This window comes from Colwellia sp. C1TZA3, assembly GCF_007954265.1.
Taxonomy (GTDB): Bacteria; Pseudomonadota; Gammaproteobacteria; order Enterobacterales; family Alteromonadaceae; genus Cognaticolwellia.
Genome location: NZ_VOLS01000009.1, coordinates 21,248 through 38,702 on the forward strand (window position 1 = coordinate 21,248; position 17,455 = coordinate 38,702).

The 17,455-nt window shown below is 39.5% G+C and carries 11 protein-coding genes and 5 tRNA genes; 10 read left to right on the forward strand and 6 right to left on the reverse strand.

What is annotated here, in order from left to right:
* The first annotated feature begins 220 nt into the window (after positions 1-220).
* From ESZ39_RS04255 to ESZ39_RS04265, 3 genes are all read left to right on the forward strand, one after another.
* Complete coding sequence (locus tag ESZ39_RS04255) at positions 221-1,306, forward strand: L-dopachrome tautomerase-related protein (protein WP_146878555.1); 1,086 nt, start codon at positions 221-223, stop codon at positions 1,304-1,306.
* 420 nt (positions 1,307-1,726) lie between these two features.
* Positions 1,727-2,221, forward strand: coding sequence for a peptidylprolyl isomerase (locus ESZ39_RS04260; protein WP_146878556.1), 495 nt, complete (start codon positions 1,727-1,729; stop codon positions 2,219-2,221).
* Positions 2,222-2,915: 694 nt separating this feature from the next.
* Positions 2,916-4,220, forward strand: coding sequence for a metal-dependent hydrolase family protein (locus ESZ39_RS04265; RefSeq protein ID WP_146878557.1), 1,305 nt, complete (start codon positions 2,916-2,918; stop codon positions 4,218-4,220).
* A gap of 296 nt (positions 4,221-4,516) precedes the next feature.
* Here the strand turns inward: ESZ39_RS04265 and tsaA are convergent, their stop codons facing one another.
* The 4 genes from tsaA to metG form a co-directional block, all read right to left on the reverse strand.
* A complete protein-coding gene (gene tsaA / locus ESZ39_RS04270) occupies positions 4,517-5,299 on the reverse strand; it encodes a tRNA (N6-threonylcarbamoyladenosine(37)-N6)-methyltransferase TrmO (protein ID WP_146878558.1) in 783 nt (260 codons plus the stop codon).
* Positions 5,296-5,724 carry an Rcs stress response system protein RcsF gene (gene rcsF, locus ESZ39_RS04275; RefSeq protein WP_146878559.1) on the reverse strand — a complete coding sequence of 143 codons (429 nt, stop codon included), beginning with the start codon at positions 5,722-5,724 and terminating at the stop codon, positions 5,296-5,298. Before rcsF ends, tsaA begins: the two co-directional genes overlap by 4 nt.
* A 52-nt stretch (positions 5,725-5,776) precedes the next feature.
* Positions 5,777-7,900, reverse strand: coding sequence for a cation:dicarboxylate symporter family transporter (locus tag ESZ39_RS04280; protein ID WP_146878560.1), 2,124 nt, complete (start codon positions 7,898-7,900; stop codon positions 5,777-5,779).
* Positions 7,901-8,056: 156 nt separating this feature from the next.
* Positions 8,057-10,177, reverse strand: a complete 2,121-nt coding sequence (gene metG, locus ESZ39_RS04285; protein WP_146878561.1) for a methionine--tRNA ligase — start codon at positions 10,175-10,177, stop codon at positions 8,057-8,059.
* A 119-nt stretch (positions 10,178-10,296) separates the two neighbouring features.
* Between metG and apbC the strand changes: the two genes are divergently transcribed.
* Together apbC and dcd are read left to right on the forward strand one after the other, a co-directional pair.
* On the forward strand, positions 10,297-11,412 hold the full coding sequence (gene apbC, locus ESZ39_RS04290; protein ID WP_146878562.1) for an iron-sulfur cluster carrier protein ApbC: 1,116 nt from the start codon (positions 10,297-10,299) through the stop codon (positions 11,410-11,412).
* A gap of 134 nt (positions 11,413-11,546) precedes the next feature.
* The gene (gene dcd, locus ESZ39_RS04295; protein WP_146878563.1) at positions 11,547-12,140 is read left to right on the forward strand and encodes a dCTP deaminase; all 594 of its coding nucleotides are present in this window, start codon (positions 11,547-11,549) and stop codon (positions 12,138-12,140) included.
* A gap of 550 nt (positions 12,141-12,690) precedes the next feature.
* Here the strand turns inward: dcd and ESZ39_RS04300 are convergent.
* Positions 12,691-13,620 carry a uridine diphosphate-N-acetylglucosamine-binding protein YvcK gene (locus tag ESZ39_RS04300; protein WP_146878564.1) on the reverse strand — a complete coding sequence of 310 codons (930 nt, stop codon included), beginning with the start codon at positions 13,618-13,620 and terminating at the stop codon, positions 12,691-12,693.
* A gap of 398 nt (positions 13,621-14,018) precedes the next feature.
* Between ESZ39_RS04300 and ESZ39_RS04305 the strand changes: the two genes are divergently transcribed.
* The 5 genes from ESZ39_RS04305 (at position 14,019) to ESZ39_RS04325 (ending at position 14,904) form a co-directional block, all read left to right on the forward strand.
* Positions 14,019-14,094: transfer RNA gene (locus ESZ39_RS04305), tRNA-Ala, on the forward strand.
* Between the two features lie 129 nt (positions 14,095-14,223).
* Positions 14,224-14,299 (forward strand) — tRNA-Glu (locus ESZ39_RS04310).
* A gap of 147 nt (positions 14,300-14,446) precedes the next feature.
* A tRNA-Glu gene (locus tag ESZ39_RS04315) sits at positions 14,447-14,522 on the forward strand.
* Between the two features lie 136 nt (positions 14,523-14,658).
* Positions 14,659-14,734: transfer RNA gene (locus ESZ39_RS04320), tRNA-Glu, on the forward strand.
* A 94-nt stretch (positions 14,735-14,828) separates the two neighbouring features.
* Positions 14,829-14,904 (forward strand) — tRNA-Glu (locus ESZ39_RS04325).
* Between the two features lie 977 nt (positions 14,905-15,881).
* Here the strand turns inward: ESZ39_RS04325 and ESZ39_RS04330 are convergent.
* Positions 15,882-17,450, reverse strand: a complete 1,569-nt coding sequence (locus ESZ39_RS04330) for a cation:proton antiporter family protein (protein WP_146878565.1) — start codon at positions 17,448-17,450, stop codon at positions 15,882-15,884.
* Between the last annotated feature and the right edge of the window lie 5 nt (positions 17,451-17,455).

Consider the following 17,455-nt stretch of genomic DNA (forward strand, 5'->3'; position numbering starts at 1 on the left):
ACTACCTTGTTATTGATGAAGTATCAACAGGTTAGACCAGCTAGTGGGCAGCTGTTTTATTTTCAGTATTGCCAGTATTTAAACCTTTAGTTAAACTCAAATTAATTTGTAAAAACGCAGAAAATTTTATTGTTAATTTGCTCTTTAAATAAAAAGTAAAAGACGAAAAATATGGTGAACACTGCTAAGGTCGACATCTTCATAAAAAGGAAAAAAAATAATGATAAAATTAATTTTAGCCGTAGCTTACAGCATAGCATTACTAAGTGCAGTGACGACATCGGCTAATAATAACAAACTAACCACAGTAGCTACATTCGATGCACAACACCCTCCAGGCAACATTGCTATTACGCCATTAGGCAGAAAATTTTTGTCGATACATGGTTTTTACGGGCAAAAGCAAAAAATTATGGAGCTTTTAAGTGATGGCACTACCAAGCCTTACCCTAATGAAGGGTGGGCGTATGCTTATAAAAACGGTAAAGGTTTTTACGATGTATTAGGCATTAATGTATCAGCCGACGGTGTTTTATGGATGTTAGATACGTCAGGCCCGGATTATGCTGGACGATTAGTCGGTTGGGATACTATTAACGAGCAGCTTCATAAAATCATTTATTTAGCAAAGCCAACGATTACAGATACCTCGTTTTTAAACGACTTAGCCGTTGATAACAAAAATGGATATATCTATATAGCAGATACTGCACAAGGTAGCCAAGCCGCGATTATTACTGTAAATATTAAAACAGGCGCAGCGCGAAGAATACTGCAAGACAGCCATTATACTACTGCCGAGAATATCGACATAATTATTGAAAGTCGCACGATGAAAATGGGGGGACAAGCTGCGCGTTTAGGGGTAAACCCAATTACCCTTGAGCCAAATGAAAATTGGTTATACTTTGGCTCTATGTCGGGTACTTCAGTATACCGTGTTGCTACCAGCGCAATTATAAATGAAGATCTATCCAGTAAAGCGCTTGAACAAAAAGTAGAGCGCTATGGCACTAAGCCCATTTCTGATGGCATTATTGTCGATGGCGGTGGCAATGTTTATGTAACTGATATTACAAATGGCGCTATCGGTGTGGTTAAACCCAGTGGCGATTACGAGGTGTTATTTAAAGATGAGCGTCTTGTGTGGCCTGATGGCTTCAGTTATGGCGCTGATAATAAAATTTACTTTACTGTTAATGAACTTCACCGTTCGCCACCACTCAATAATGGTAAAGATGAAAGCCAGGGGCAATTTAGCGTGCTTGCGTTTGAGCCACTTGTCAAAGGTAAAGTAGGTCGTTAAATGCCCCTGAGTGAGAGCTAACTACCGATTACTATTAATACTGAGCAGTCCCTTAGGGACTGCTTTTTAGTATCTAAAAGCCCAGTGAAAACTAGACTTTGGCGTAGATAATACCAATTACATTAAGTTTGTGATCTTGTTGTGCGCAGGAAAAATAACTCAAGGTAAGGCGCTCGATTGAGCAATAGCTGGCTATTGGGATTGATAGCAACACAGCCTTGAGCTATTTTAACTAGTACAAGTGAGCAATAACTTAATGGGATTGGTATAACATACCAATTACAACAATTATCGCTCAGTGCTCAATTCATTAATTCAATTGGTATAACTATTTTGTTAAACTCTTGGGCAAAGACTCACGCATAATTTTCTGCCATTTTATGATGGCAGCTTAATGTTAAATACCTGTTTGGAAATAAAATGAAAATTACTGATAAAAGCGTTGTTCAATTTCACTACATACTTAAAAATGAAGCGGGTGTAGAAATAGAAAATTCATATGCTAACGAACCACTAGCCTACTTACACGGTTACAAAAATATGCTAGTTGGTGTAGAAAACGCTTTAACAGGTAAGGAAATTGGTGATAATTTTTCGGCAACCCTCCAGCCTGAAGATGCTTATGGTGAGCGTAAAGAAGACGCCATTCAACGTGTGCCAGTAAAACATATGCAAGGTTTACCTTCACCCAGTGCTAAATGGAAAGCGGGTATGACAGCGGTGGTTAACACGGACGATGGTCAACGCCAAGTGACAGTTGTTAAAGCCGGCAAATTTATGGTGACCGTTGATATTAATCCGCCACTAGCGGGCCAAGTATTAACCTTTGATTTAAACGTTGTTGACGTTCGTGAAGCAACAGCTGAAGAAATTGAGCATGGTCACGCCCACGGCGCTGGCGGTCATCACCACTAATACTAAGTTGATTAATTACCTGCTCATTTTTAATGGTTAAAATGAATAACTACAGCGTTATAAAATTTATAAGTAGAATAACTACTGACTAAATTTTATGCCTTGTATTTATCCATTTTTCCTCATGAAAAAGTAGATCACTTAATTAATCAAATTGGTATAAGTAATGTCATTAGCAAAATATATTCAAAAAAACCGGCTTCAAGTCGGTTTTTTTATGCTCAGGATGAGCGGTATGCTGCGATCACATGACCGTTCCTAGCCATCCATGGCTCCACGGCATTAGTACATCCCTGTACGTCGATGTGAAAGAGCAGCGATGCTCAGGCCTTTCTCAGACATGCTGTCTTTCTAGGCATTAGTGCATCCATGCACGTCGACGAGCGGTCAGTTTTTTTGTTCCCGACAAAAACTAAGTACCGAAATCCATGTCGGCAATGCTGCGATCACATGGTCGTTCCTAGCCATCCATGGCTCTACGGCATTAGTACGTCCTTATAACGGTTACTGAACTGAATAAACTTTCCGTTTATCGAATTCATATTATATTTTTTTGCCACACTGTTATGGTAAATTATTAATTTAGTGCAATTTATACCCGTTCCACTTCTAGCTTAGCTCTGAAACTGCATCTTGAAGTGGATTGGGTATAGATAATACATTCAGGTCATCAAATAACAATAAGGTCTAGAACATGTTTACATTAAAATCATCGTTAACAACCATAGCGTTACTCGTCAGTACCGCGTTGTCACAGTCAGCATTGGCGGAAACTACCGTTATTCATGCAGGCGAGTTATTAGTTACTGCCAACAAGGCGCCGCTTAAGCAACAAACCTTAGTGATAAGTGATGGTAAAGTCACTGAGCTTAAACCTGGTTTTGTTGATATAAGTCGCTTTGCCAAAGACGCAAAATTAATTGATTTATCATCAAGTTTTGTTATGGCAGGTCTGATGGATATGCACGTACATTTACAAGGTGAACTTGGCCCCAATAACGATAGTGAAATGGTTAATCTATCTGATGCAGATATATTAATGAAAAGTGCCTATTTTGCGAACAAAACCTTAATGGCTGGCTTTACCACCGTACGTGATTTAGGCAGCAGTGCTGAACAAATGTATGCACTGCGCGATGGTGTCAAACGTGGTTGGATAACGGGGCCAACGATTATTGCTGCTGGCAGTAGCGTGGCGGTGACCGGTGGGCACGGTGATGTTGATGGCATGGCGCCTGATTTAATGGCACTACATACTGCAAAAACAATTTGTGATGGCCCTTATGATTGCCGACGAGCAACTCGTCACGCCATTAAGTTTGGTGCTGATGTTATTAAAATCACTTCTACTGGTGGTGTGTTATCAGATACGAATACCGGCACGGGTCAGCAAATGGCTGATGATGAGTTAAAAGAAGTGGTTGATACGGCGCACTCGCTTGGCCGTAAAGTGGCGAGTCATGCACATGCGGCTGCTGGTATTAACGCGGCATTACGCGCCGGTGTTGACAGTATCGAGCATGGCAGTTATGCCGACAAAGAGAGTATTAAACTCTTTAAAAAAAGTGGTGCTTATTTAGTACCCACATTAATGGCCGGTGATACCGTCGTTGATATGGCGAAAACCACTGACTTTATGTCGCCAGCGATTCGCGTTAAAGCTATTCGTGTTGGCGGTGACATGATTGAAAACTTCAAACGTTCATATAAAGCGGGTGTAAAAATAGCTTACGGTACAGACAGTGGCGTTTCAAAACACGGTTATAATGGCCGAGAAGCACAATTAATGTTTGCCGCGGGGATGGCTCCACAAGATATTTTAGTTTCTGCGACCATCAATGGCGCCGACTTAATTGGTAAATCAGAAACCTTAGGTACACTAGAAGTGGGTAAAGTGGCTGATATTATTGCTATGCATGCTAGTCCATTAAACGATATTAATGAACTCCTTGATGTCGATTTTGTGATGAAAGCAGGTAAGGTCGTTAAACAAAAATAATATTGTTTTTTTGTAGAATGATAAAATAAGGGATAAAAGTAAAGGCTGTTTTTTTAACTGCCTTTACTATGTTTAGGTCTCTCTCAGATATCCTATTTTTAGAGCACTTGTGCAACTAAATGCGTCGACGAGGGCGTGTTTTTTTGTTGCAGACAAAGCTCAGCCCCGATTGTCAGTAATGTTATCATCACAGGTATGTCAAAGCATGATAAAGGCTTTCCTTTCTTCGCAGAACTCTATAAGTAGGCCGCCTTGGAAGCATAACACCATGGGAAATAGCAAAGTACTGACAAAAACTACTGATTAACATTATCGTCGATAGCTATCACGTTAAATGTTGCATTATCGAGCATTTGCCAATTGATATTAAAATTATACAAGCTCATGCCATAGATTTTATCGTCGATGCTTTGCTGTTTATAGGCGGGTCTAGGGTCTTGGCTTAACACTTGTTCGATCAGGCTTTGTAGTGTTGGGTAATGCTGGTTACAGTTGGCTAAGGCTAGTAATGCTGCGCTGGAAAATATCACTTTAATATTGCTGCTGGGTTGTTCTTGAGCATAGCCACCATGGGCACTTTCGATAATGTCAGCATAAGGTATGTAAGGTTTAATATCGACGATTGGCGTGCCATCAAGTAAATCTAATTCACTTATATGTAAAATTACCTGTGAACTCTTTTGTCCAGTACCATGCTGGCCAGTGCTGCCTGGCTCTGTAAAACCTTGTCTTGTAGAGCATAGTTCTATTTGGTCAAGTTTAACCACCGACATGCCAATAGGGTTAGGCCTAAATGTTGACCTGGTGGCAAATACGCCAAGTTTTTTATTGCCGCCTAAACGTGGCGGACGTACCAAGGGCTTCCAACCTTGGGCTTGCGTACCATGAAAAATAAACAATAACCAAATATGACTAAATTGCTCTAAGCCCCTGACTAACTCAGCATTATTGGCTGAACCCGTTAGACGTAATTGTCCTTGAGCTGCGGTAACAATACCTGGTTGTCTAGGAATGGCAAACTTTTGCTTATAAGGCGAGTTGATAGTGCCAATAACATTTAAATTAACGCTATTAGTCATTTTTTATCTTGCTCAACCTTATAGGCACGGCCATAGCAAACGGCAGAGGCAAGACAATATTTTGCGGCTTCATCTGCTTTGATCATCACACACTGGCTAAAAATGATGGCATTTGCCTCAAGTTGATAAGCTTTGCGACGTGCTTCGGTGCGGGCATCAATTTCATTGGGGGCAGCATGGTAGGCTTTCTCTTGGCAAGACTCACCTTCAACCAAACCCAAAAACTTATATTGACCGGTAAACTCTTTCTCACTTGCCACTATTTTTACTGTTGTTGGAGAAAAATAATTTTTGAAGTTTTTGGGATCTAAGTTTGTTGATACATTATTTATTTGTGCACAAGCCGAAGTTAGTAAGGTCAGCAGTATGGTGATGCTAGTTGTGTATTTAAGTAACTTTGGTGCTATTTTATGTTTTTTAATCATTTTTTAAACCAGTATTTATTTATCTTGACGTTGATGTCAAAGCTGAACGTCGCTATTTCACTAAACTCATCTCGCCTTTAATCCAATAATTGAATAGTTTATCAATGGTTTTACTTTGCTGTTTCATTGAGATCCAATTACGCATAAATAGTTCAAAGCTGTGATCATTTTTATTAATCGGGAAGGCCATATAAAGTGGCGCTAACTCAGGTTTAGGCACTACCACAGTATAGCTTGGCTTGAGCAGCGTCCAAGCAGATGACGCCGCTGCGCCAAAAAGCATAGCATCAATATGGGAAAATTCGGGCTTAAAGAATAACCGCGGTGTTGATATCTCCCAAGCCTTACCATGGGTAAACGTTTTCGCAATGGCTTTTTCATAATAAAAACTTTCAGGAATACCTAAAATAAGATCATCTCGCTGTAAAATTTTATCCCAGTGAGTAAATTCTGCACGCCTTTTATCTTTAACGATAATAGCCAGGTTTTGCTCGCTGTAAGGCATGGTCAAGGTAAACCTCATCATGTTATCTGGAATAACGGGCACACCTGTAGTGATGTCTAGATAACCTGAGCTTAATAATGCTTCTGCCTGATGGCGAAATACCTTCACGAACTCAAGGCTAACATTTAAGTCAATGGCGAGTTGGTTCATTATTTCAATATCAAAGCCAACGAGTTTGCCATTGTTGTTGTGAAATGAATAAGGCAAGTCGTCGCGAAAATAGCCAACACGGATAAAACCACGTTGCTTTATGCGCGTAAGTACGCCAACAAAGGGCTGAACCGTGTCGCTGTTTTCATGGACATTATCCAAATATTTGCTGTGTACGCTTTCCATCAGAAAGTCACGTTTTATAAACTTAGCATAGCCTTGGTACTGATAACTAATTGAGCTAAAAGTAAATTTTAAGCCGATAAAGGCAAAGACTGACAACAGGGGAATAATGGCTAAATTTCTAATTAAGGCCTTTTTCTTGATACGAAAAGCCTTGGCCATACTTGTCGCAACCAGTAAAGGTAAACAGCTGGCAAAGGTCACTGAAAGTAATGCCGATAAACGACCGACAACTAAGTTTTCAGCAACAATAAAGAAATCAAACATTGAATGAGAAACGTTGAATAACTCTAAAAGATTTTGCATGGCTAAGGTGCTGGTACCAAACAATTGTGGAATACCCATCACCACCAACTTTACATAATCTTCAAAGCTTATGTAAGCACCAGAGAACCATGCGGCAAACAAAACAAACAACAGCGATAACAGTTTACCGCCCACTGGTAAACTATAACTAATAGGTACGATGACATCAGGGACTTTATCAACATTATCGGTGTCAGGGTATTGTGAGGCAATTAACTGTTTGGTTTTTTCAACAATGATCGGTATAACAACAAAAAAACTGCCGGTGGCAAATGCCGTGATCATGGCCTCTCTTGACGCTTTTAAAATGGCACGGTAACCAAAAGGAGTAATGGTCGCAAGCAGGGCAGGAAATACCACAAAACACAGTAAAAGTGCCAATACTAAGGCACTGGCAACATAGATCATCAAGCCATCGAGTTGTGAGGCATCAAGTGTTGCTGCCGCGCGCCAACCAATACAAAAGACACCAACGGGGGCAAAACGCATCACTAGATGACTAATATTACTGACTGATTGTTTTAAGTTACCTAGCACCGCTAGGGTTTGACGTTTATTTTTAATTGGCATTAAGCCAACGCCAATAAAGACACTAAAAAACACCACGGAAGGGATCACCGCATTAGCGAAGGCATTAAAAGGGTTAGACGGAATAAATAATTCAACAAGATTAAACTCTTGACTAACTTTAATGGTATTAGCGCTATAAAATTCGGCAGACTGCCAATTAGGAAATGATAACGGCGCCATTAATATAAAGCACAACATCAGTGCTATTAGCAATATCACCACTATTATGCTGCTTTTAAGCGCCGATTTGGCTTTGCCGGCAGACAAGCCGCCAATGCCGACCATAAGTGACAGTGCAATATAAGGCAGCGCAGTCATTTGCAATAACATAACAAAGGCATCAGCAAGATGATTTACCATTGAATATAAGGCTACGCCAAAGCTACCTATGATGAGCCCAGTTGCCATGGCAATCATAATTTGGCTAGATAAAGAAATTTTACTGAGCTTAAATGTTGTCATATTGGGTTGTAATTATTTTGATTGATGCTTAATTCGCACAATAGGGAGTTACGATACAAAATATTAAAAAGGCAAACCCTAGTTATATATTCAAGGTTTGCCTTAATTATTGCTGTTATTTTAAGAGCTAGACACAGGTTAATGTGTTGTTACTGACTATTTAACGCGCATACCAGGTTGTGCACCGTCATCAGGGTTAAGTATCCACAAGTCTTTACCACCGGGACCTGCGGCTAAAACCATACCTTCTGACATACCAAAGCGCATTTTGCGTGGCGCTAAGTTAGCTACCATCACTGTGAGCTTGCCAATTAAATCTTCAGGTTGATAGGCGGATTTTATTCCAGCGAACACTTGGCGTTTTTCACCACCTTCTTGATCATCCAACGATAAGGTTAAACGCAGTAATTTATCGGCTTTTTCAAGGTGTTCAGCATTCACTATCTTTACAATACGTAAGTCTATTTTCGCGAAATCATCAAATTGAATTTCAGGTGAAATAGGATCATCTATTAATGGCTCACCGGTTAGTGCTTTTTCTGGTGCTGATTTTTTCTTTTCTGATTTTTTATCTTTTTTCGGCTCAGCTGCTTCAGTTGTTACGGTTAAATTGTCTTTTGACGCATCAGTCATCGCATTAACTTTATCCATATCAACACGTTGTAATAAAGCTTTGAACTTATTAATTTTATGGCTGGTTAATAGCGTTTTATGTCCTTGCCAAACCAGTTCGTCATTTAAGAATGCGGCGGTACTGTCAGCTAAAACCGGTAGCACTGGCTTTAAGTAAATCATTAAAATACGGAACATATTAATGCCAAGCGAACAAATGTCTTGTACTTCTTTCTGTTTAGTTTCGTCTTTAACTAGCTGCCAGGGTTCTTTAATGGCGATGTATTCATTCACTTTATCAGCCAGTGCCATGATTTCACGCATACCACGAGCAAAATCTCGAGACTCGTAATGCGAAGCAATACTATCACCAGCGGCCATCACTTCGTCAGCTAAGGCTGGGTTATCAATGTTTTCTGACAGCATGCCGTCAAAGCGTTTGGTAATAAAACTGGCACAACGTGACGCGATATTAACCACTTTACCAACCAGATCTGAATTTACGCGTTGGGCAAAGTCTTCAAGGTTTAAATCTAAATCATCAATACGGTGAGTTAGCTTTGCGGCGTAGTAATAACGTAAGTATTCAGGGTTTAAATGGTCTAAATAAGTGCGGCCTTTGATAAAAGTGCCTTTTGATTTAGACATTTTCGCGCCATTGACGGTAACAAAACCATGGGCATAAACTGAGGTTGGTTTTCTATAACCGGCACCTTCAAGCATGGCTGGCCAGAATAAACTATGAAAATAGATGATGTCTTTACCAATAAAATGATAAAGCTCGGCTTCTGAGTCCAATTGCCAAAAAGTATCAAAGTCGATACCCGTTCGGTCACAAAGATTTTTAAAACTGCCCATGTAGCCAATAGGTGCGTCTAACCAGACGTAGAAGTATTTACCGGGCGCGTTAGGAATTTCAAAACCAAAGTAGGGCGCATCACGACTGATATCCCATTGTTTTAAGCCTTGTTCAAACCATTCAGCTAACTTATTAGCCATTTCTTCTTGTAGTGCGCCACTGCGCGTCCATGCTTGTAACATGTCGCCAAAAGCTGGCAGGTCAAAGAAATAATGCTCTGAGTCACGTAATACTGGTGTGGCGCCAGAAACCACTGAACGAGGGTTTAAGACATCCATGGGGGAATAGGTTTCACCACAGTTATCACAACTGTCACCGTTTTGATCTTCACTTTTACATTTAGGGCAGGTGCCCTTAACAAAACGATCAGGTAAGAACATACCTTTTTCTGGATCATATAACTGTGAAATAACCCGCGTTTTTATATGACCATTTGCATCTAAACGGTTATAAATTTCTTCAGCAAAGGCTTTATTTTCATCAGTGTGCGTTGAATGATAATTATCATAGCTGATATGAAAGTCGGCGAAATCTGCCATATGTTCTTCACGAACACCAGCGATTAACTCTTCAGGCGTTACACCAAGCTCTTGTGATTTTAACATAATAGGCGTGCCGTGAGCATCGTCAGCACAAACAAAGTAAGTTTCATGACCTCGCATACGCTGGAAACGAACCCAGATATCAGTTTGAATATGTTCTAATAAATGGCCTAAATGAATAGAACCATTGGCATAAGGAAGGGCACAAGTAACTAAAATTTTACGCTTCTCTGCAGATTGCACAGACGACTTTGATAACGACATATAAAGTTTACATATTATTGGTGGTAATTATGCAGGGAATGGTACAGAATTTGTCGTTACTTTTCATTAAGAATTATCGCCTTTATGTCATAAAGGCTAGATAAAAATGCGTTTTAATCATGTTATCAAATTTCTTTTCTAAAAATGTAGTCAGTGTCGAAAGCCAAAAGGCTATTAATGTTTTTCTTGATGCTTATCGCTCTGATATTTTCCCTCAAGGACCGCTTGTTATTGCTCAGGCTGTTACCATAGTTATGGCTAAAAAGGTGATGGCTAAAAAAACTATCCTAATCAAAATGTCCCTGCCGTTTCCATGTGACGGTGAGCTGCATGATATTGCTGAGCAATTGACGGAACTAATGCAGCAACCGGTCAATTTTGATGTTGAATATCATGTTGAGCCGGTTAGAGAACACAGCATTAAAGGCATCAAAAATATTATTGCAGTTGCTTCCGGTAAAGGCGGTGTGGGTAAATCAACCACCGCGGTTAACTTAGCCTATGGCCTAATTGCCGAAGGGTGTAATGTTGGCATTCTAGATGCAGATATTTACGGTCCGTCTGTACCGACCATGTTGGGCTTAAAAGGCGCAAAACCGAGCTCAAATGATGGTAAATTAATTACGCCACTTGAGGCTAATGGCTTGAGTGCTATGTCAATTGGCTTTTTAGTTGATGATGCTAGTGCTACGGTGTGGCGAGGCCCGATGGCTAGTCGTGCTTTTTCGCAATTACTGAATGAAACTGACTGGCCTGATTTAGACTACTTGATTGTTGATATGCCACCGGGTACCGGTGATATCCAATTAACGTTAGCGCAGCAAGTACCGGTAGCAGGCGCTGTGGTGATTACTACGCCGCAAGATATTGCCTTAGCTGATGCCATTAAAGGTATGGCGATGTTTGAGCAAGTAAAGCTGCCTGTGCTCGGTATTATTGAAAACATGAGCTATCACCAGTGTGAAAATTGTGGTCATCAATCACATTTATTTGGCGATGGTGGTGGCAAGCGCATCGCTAACGAGGCAAAAACACAATTACTCGGACAACTCCCCCTCGATATTCGTATTCGAGAAGACGCTGATAGTGGACGTTGTGCAATAAATGAAAATAGCACTGGAGAAGTTGCTCTGCTGTATCGTAATATAGCGCGCAAAGTTGCGGCGCAATTATATTATCAACTAGATATGCGCAGCCCAACAACCGCAAAAGTACTGGTTAAAGAAAGCAAATAAAACCGAAATTATTTTAAGAGGCAAAAGAATACAACGTTCTTTTCGTCGACATAACACCAATTGAAATTATTTTCGCTAAGCGCTGAATTGATTAACTTACATTGGTATAACAACTGAGTTTAAGAAGAATAATCATGAGATTAAGTGACAAAGATATAGAAGAAAGCCTTCGCCAAGGACAAATCGGCATCTCGCCAGCACCAGATAGTAGTATGATCTCTGGGGTTAGTGTTGACATTCGCTTAGGCAACGAATTTCGGGTTTTTCAAGACCACACCGCACCTTATATCGACTTAAGCGGACCAAAAGATGAAATGCAAAAAGCGATGAATGCTGTGATGAGCGAGGAAATTTATATTTCTGATGGTGAAGCGTTTTTTTTACATCCAGGAGAGTTGGCATTAGCGGTTACTTATGAGTCTGTAACACTACCAGACAATATCGTTGGCTGGTTAGATGGTCGTTCATCATTAGCACGTTTAGGCCTGATGGTGCATGTTACCGCTCATAGAATTGATCCCGGTTGGTCAGGTCAAATAGTGTTGGAGTTTTATAACAGTGGCAAACTACCCTTGGCATTGCGCCCAAAAATGAAAATTGCCGCACTTAACTTTGAAACTATGTCGTCAAGTGCTGAACGTCCTTACAACAAACGTGAAGATGCAAAATATAAAGATCAAATGGGCGCTGTTGCCAGCCGCATTAGTCAAGATGAGAATCATAAATAATAAAAAGTTCAAAAACTTTAAAGTTAACAAAAAGCCAACGAGATAATCGTTGGCTTTTTGGTTTTAAATATACAACAAACCTAAAAATTTTAAGTCTTTACTCATTCTTTTCTCATTTTCCTTCCTGTAAAAATAATAAAATAATTCACAGGAAGAACACAAGGAGAAGTAATACCAGTTCCATTAAGTTTGTGATCTTGTTGTGCGCAGGAAAAATAATTCAAGGTAAGGCGCTCGATTGAGCAATAGCTGGCTATTGGGATTGAGAGCAACACAGCCTTGAGCTATTTTAACTAGTACAAGTGAGCAATAACTTAATGGGATTGGTATAATACCAGTTCCATTAAGTTTGTGATCTTGTTGTGCGCAGGAAAAATAATTCAAGGTAAGGCGCTCGATTGAGCAATAGCTGGCTATTGGGATTGAGAGCAACACAGCCTTGCGCTATTTTAACTAGTACAAGTGAGCAATAACTTAATGGGATTGGTATAAAAGCGCTATAGGAGATGAATATCCCCTTAGAGAGGTGGATTATTTATTTTAATAGGTGTTAATTAGCGTTAACTACAGCGGGTTGTTCTATTTTAATTTTGCTATTTGCTTTTGAAATACATGCATTTAATGCCGAAATTAACTTGTCGCGGCTATGAAAATGACTAACGGTGTCACTACTTAGTTCATGATGACAAACATCTATACGTGTTGAAGTGACGCTAACATCGTGACATATCGCGCTATCAATCGGCAGACAACCGACGTTTTCTTCAATCCAAGCTAACTTTTCATCTAATGACAAAGCGGCAGCAGGGCTATTTTCAGCGACAATATTATCAATGAACACGCGATGAGCATTGGTTTGATTTAAGGCATTACTAATATCACGTACCAGTAACGGCGGCACCACACTGGTTAGAAAGCTGCCAGGGCCTAAAATAATTAAATCAGCATTTAATATCGCCTCCACACAACTTGGCAATGTTTTAACTAATGGCGCTAACATTAAGCTTTTTGGCATCATTGACATATTGTCAACTGATACTTCACCGATACGACAGCGACCTTTTGGATAGAAAGCCATTAGATCTGTTGGGGTTTCAGACATAGGTAATACGGGTGTTTTAACTCTTAATAACCGTCGAACCAGTTTAATAGACTCAAGCGGGCGTGAGTGTATTTCTCCTAAACCATAAAGGATTAAGTTACCGAGGTTATGACCACCAAGCTCATCATTGCCATCGAAACGAAAATCGAACAATTGGCTGCCGACTGATTTTTCATCAACTAGTTGGGTAAGGCAATTGCGTAAGTCGCCCCAAGCGATTGAACTACTGCGTTTTCTTAAACGGCCAGTGGAGCCACCATTATCAGTCGTGGTGACAATACCGGTAAGTTGATTTCCTAAAAAGGACAGGGTAGAAAGCACACGTCCTAGACCGTGACCACCGCCAATGGCAACAACATTGAGTTTTTTTAGCTGCATATCACTATTATTTTTTTCAATTGATAGTTAACCATAACGCTTTATTTACGATAAATAAAGCAACTCGCTATAGTTTATAACGCTTTTAGCGAGATAAAACTATTTTTTGAGTATATTTTTAGCTGAAGTTATTAGCAATAATAGCGCTGTTATTTCAACACCAGTGAATCAATAAAATATGGACTGTGCAAATAGTTAACAAGGTAAAAATTAGTCAACTTGTACTATAAATAGTCAGTTAGATAAAATCTTTCAGAAAAATGACCTAATATCTAAAATAAGGGTTGACAGTATCTTGGTCGCTGCTTAGAATGCGCCTCGCTTTCAACGAGTAACTAGATTGCTTGTTGGGCAAAGAATTAGAATAAGTATTAGGCCACTTATTTTGATTCGATAGTGGGGCTATAGCTCAGCTGGGAGAGCGCTTCGCTGGCAGTGAAGAGGTCTGCGGTTCGATCCCGCATAGCTCCACCAATATTTTTATTATTCACCTGTGCTGATACCGCAAGTGAAAAGTAATTAAAAAGATAATGTAGTTGGATATGCCGCGAGGCTGTCGGACTACAGAAACAAAGTAACTATATTTTGTTTTATCGTTTTAGTGTCCTTATCGTCTAGAGGCCTAGGACACCGCCCTTTCACGGCGGTAACAGGGGTTCGAATCCCCTTAGGGATGCCACTTCTTCGGAAGACTTCTACGGAAGTAAAAAAGAAAATGAGTTCGTGTTTTATGACACAAACAAGAAATATATAATGTAAATCATAAGTTCACTAGGCTAGAGCTTTTTACGGTTTTATTATACTAAGTGTTTCGAGTTTATAATGTGTCCCTATCGTCTAGAGGCCTAGGACACCGCCCTTTCACGGCGGTAACAGGGGTTCGAATCCCCTTAGGGATGCCACTCATTTTTAGTTAGACAAGTTTACTGGTAAGTGTTTTTTTGACACATACTATAGAATATGTAGCGTTACTATAAGTTCACTAGGCTAGAGCTTTTTACAGTAACATTATAATTAAGTGTTCTTTGGTATTTATGTGTCCCTATCGTCTAGAGGCCTAGGACACCGCCCTTTCACGGCGGTAACAGGGGTTCGAATCCCCTTAGGGATGCCACCATTAACTTAGATTAATAAATGTTTTTTATAATATTTAATAATCAGATACAAAACATGAAGTCGTTATTTAACGGTTATCATATTGTTTTAGTGTCCCTATCGTCTAGAGGCCTAGGACACCGCCCTTTCACGGCGGTAACAGGGGTTCGAATCCCCTTAGGGATGCCACTAATTATTTTACTTTTAGTCAAATAAACAGTGTTAAAAGTGAAATAAAATAACCGACTTATGTCGGTTTTTTTATGCCTAAAATTTATTAACTAACCAATATCAAGTGGCCGGTGCTAATGTTATGAGTTTAAATTTCCAGTGTTTATTCACATTGAATCATAGCTTATACCAAGTTGATTAATTACCTGCTTATTTTTAATTAAATAAAGCAACTGACTAACTTGGTATGAATACAGCAAATCTAAATACTTTCAAGTCGCTACTCGTTCATTTCTTATGCTTTCCCCCCTGTAAAAATAACAAACAGTAAGATAATTCACAGGAAGAAAAAAAGGAAGACGGTAGGAGAAGTAAAGGATCAGTTGAGCTTGAATGTCTCAAATCATTACTCGTTCCTTTCTTATGCTTTCCTCCCTGTAAAAATAACAAACAGTAAAATAATTTACAGGAAGAAAAGAAGGAGGACGGCAGGAGAAGTAAAAGATCAGTTGATCTGTTGCTCTTAAATATCTCAAGTCGCTACCCATTCCTTTTTTATGCTTTCCTCCCTATAAAAAATAATAAAACATCGACGTAAAAGGATTTACTACATGCTGTGGAGTTTTGTTCTTATACCAATTACATTAATTAAGTGACCACCTTTTTCATGAGGAAAAATGGATAAATACAAGGCATAAAATTTAGTCAGTAGTTATACCAATCCCATTAAGTTATTGCTCACTTGTACTAGTTAAAATAGCTCAAGGCTGTGTTGCTCTCACTCCCAATAGCCAGCTATTGCTCAATCGAGCGCCTTACCTTGAATTATTTTTCCTGCGCACAACAAGATCACAAACTTAATGGAACTGGTATAAGGAGCAATTATACTCCTTGAATTTGAATAGTTAAGCTTATTGAATTTTAATCAACAATATAATTTATTGGCTATGCGACCCAATAAGTTAATTCACTTATGAGCCGCATATTTAGTGTAATTACGCTTGCTTAATTAAACTCATACTTTCTTCAGCAAAACCTACGCCGGCCTCGTTATAGAAGTTGAATACTTTATCTACGCCAAAGCTTTCAATGGTAATGAGTTCATCATCATAACGCGCAATAGCAGCGATTTTACCCTGATAATTAGTACGCCTTATTTGTGCAGTTATATTCTTAATATCTAGCACAGAAGGCATTGCTAACAGTGTTAATTCAATCTTACTCAGATCAATGTTTTCCCAAAAGTCAGCGTCTTCAGCATCACCTAAATAGGTGTGAATACCGATTTCATTTAACCATTTTACTTTGTCTACATCGGTGTCTAAGCCCCAAACTTGATTGTCTATCTGAGCACTCAGGGCTCTATAAGCACCGATGCCAACACGGCCCATGCCAATAATCGCAATAGGTGCTTCGAAAGGCTGAACAAAATCGTCTTCGACTAAACGTTTTTTACTTTCAAAGCGTTTAAATTTTTCTTTATTATTAGCAAAGTATTCATGGGAAAAGTTATAAAGTACATTAGTAATAATAAAGGATAATGCGACCGCTAATGACAATATCACTAGCCACTCAGCAGAGAGCCAGCCTGCTTCAGTGCTAAGTGCCGCAATAATAAGGCCAAATTCACTATAATTACTTAACGCTAACGCCGACAAAAATGCCGTTCTACCGCGCAGATTAAGCTTAACCAAAATAAAGAAAAACAGCAGGAATTTAACCGGTAGTAACAAGGTTAATACTGACGCTATAGCGAGCATTTCTAGCGTGGGCAAGGCAGTGAAACCGATCGATAAGAAAAAACCAATCAAAAATAAATCTTTAAAACTGAGTAATGACTTATTTATTTCACTGGCTTTGCTATGAGAAGCCAAATACATACCCGCTAGAAGTGCGCCTAAGTCGCCCTTGATTTGAACCAACTCAAATAACTCATAAGCACCGAAAGCGATAAAAAAGCCCATTAATGGAATAAGTTCGCCATGACCTGCTTTACTAATGGCTTTGTTAATATAAGGTTTTAATGGCATGAAAAGCAGTAACAAGCCAGCCCAAGGGCTGGGTAGTTCACCCGTGGCAACGACAAGAAATATGACAGCAATCACGTCCTGCATTACTAAAACACCTATCGCCAGTTTACCATGGCGGGTGCGCATTTCACCGTGCTCTTGCATGAGTTTAACAACACACACCGTGCTACTAAAACTTAACGAAAATACGATTAATGCTGATGTAGTGAGACTTAAGCTACTAACAAAAGGCATAGTGATAAGGGCGATGGTTTTTAACAGTACAAGTCCAATCAATAACCATAAAACACTGTGGCTTAAGCTACCAAACCAAACTTCTGGCTTGAGTAAGTCTTTGATATTGAGCTTGAGTCCAATGGTAAATAGCATCAAGGTAATGCCGATATCTGCTAATACATTGACCATACCATCGGCTTCATAGCCTAAAAAGAGTAAAATAAATCCAGCTGCTAAATAGCCAATTGAAGGTGGTAGAGCGAGTAGTTTGGTTAATAAACCACAAGTAAAAGCAAAACCGATCCAAATAAATTCCATGTTAA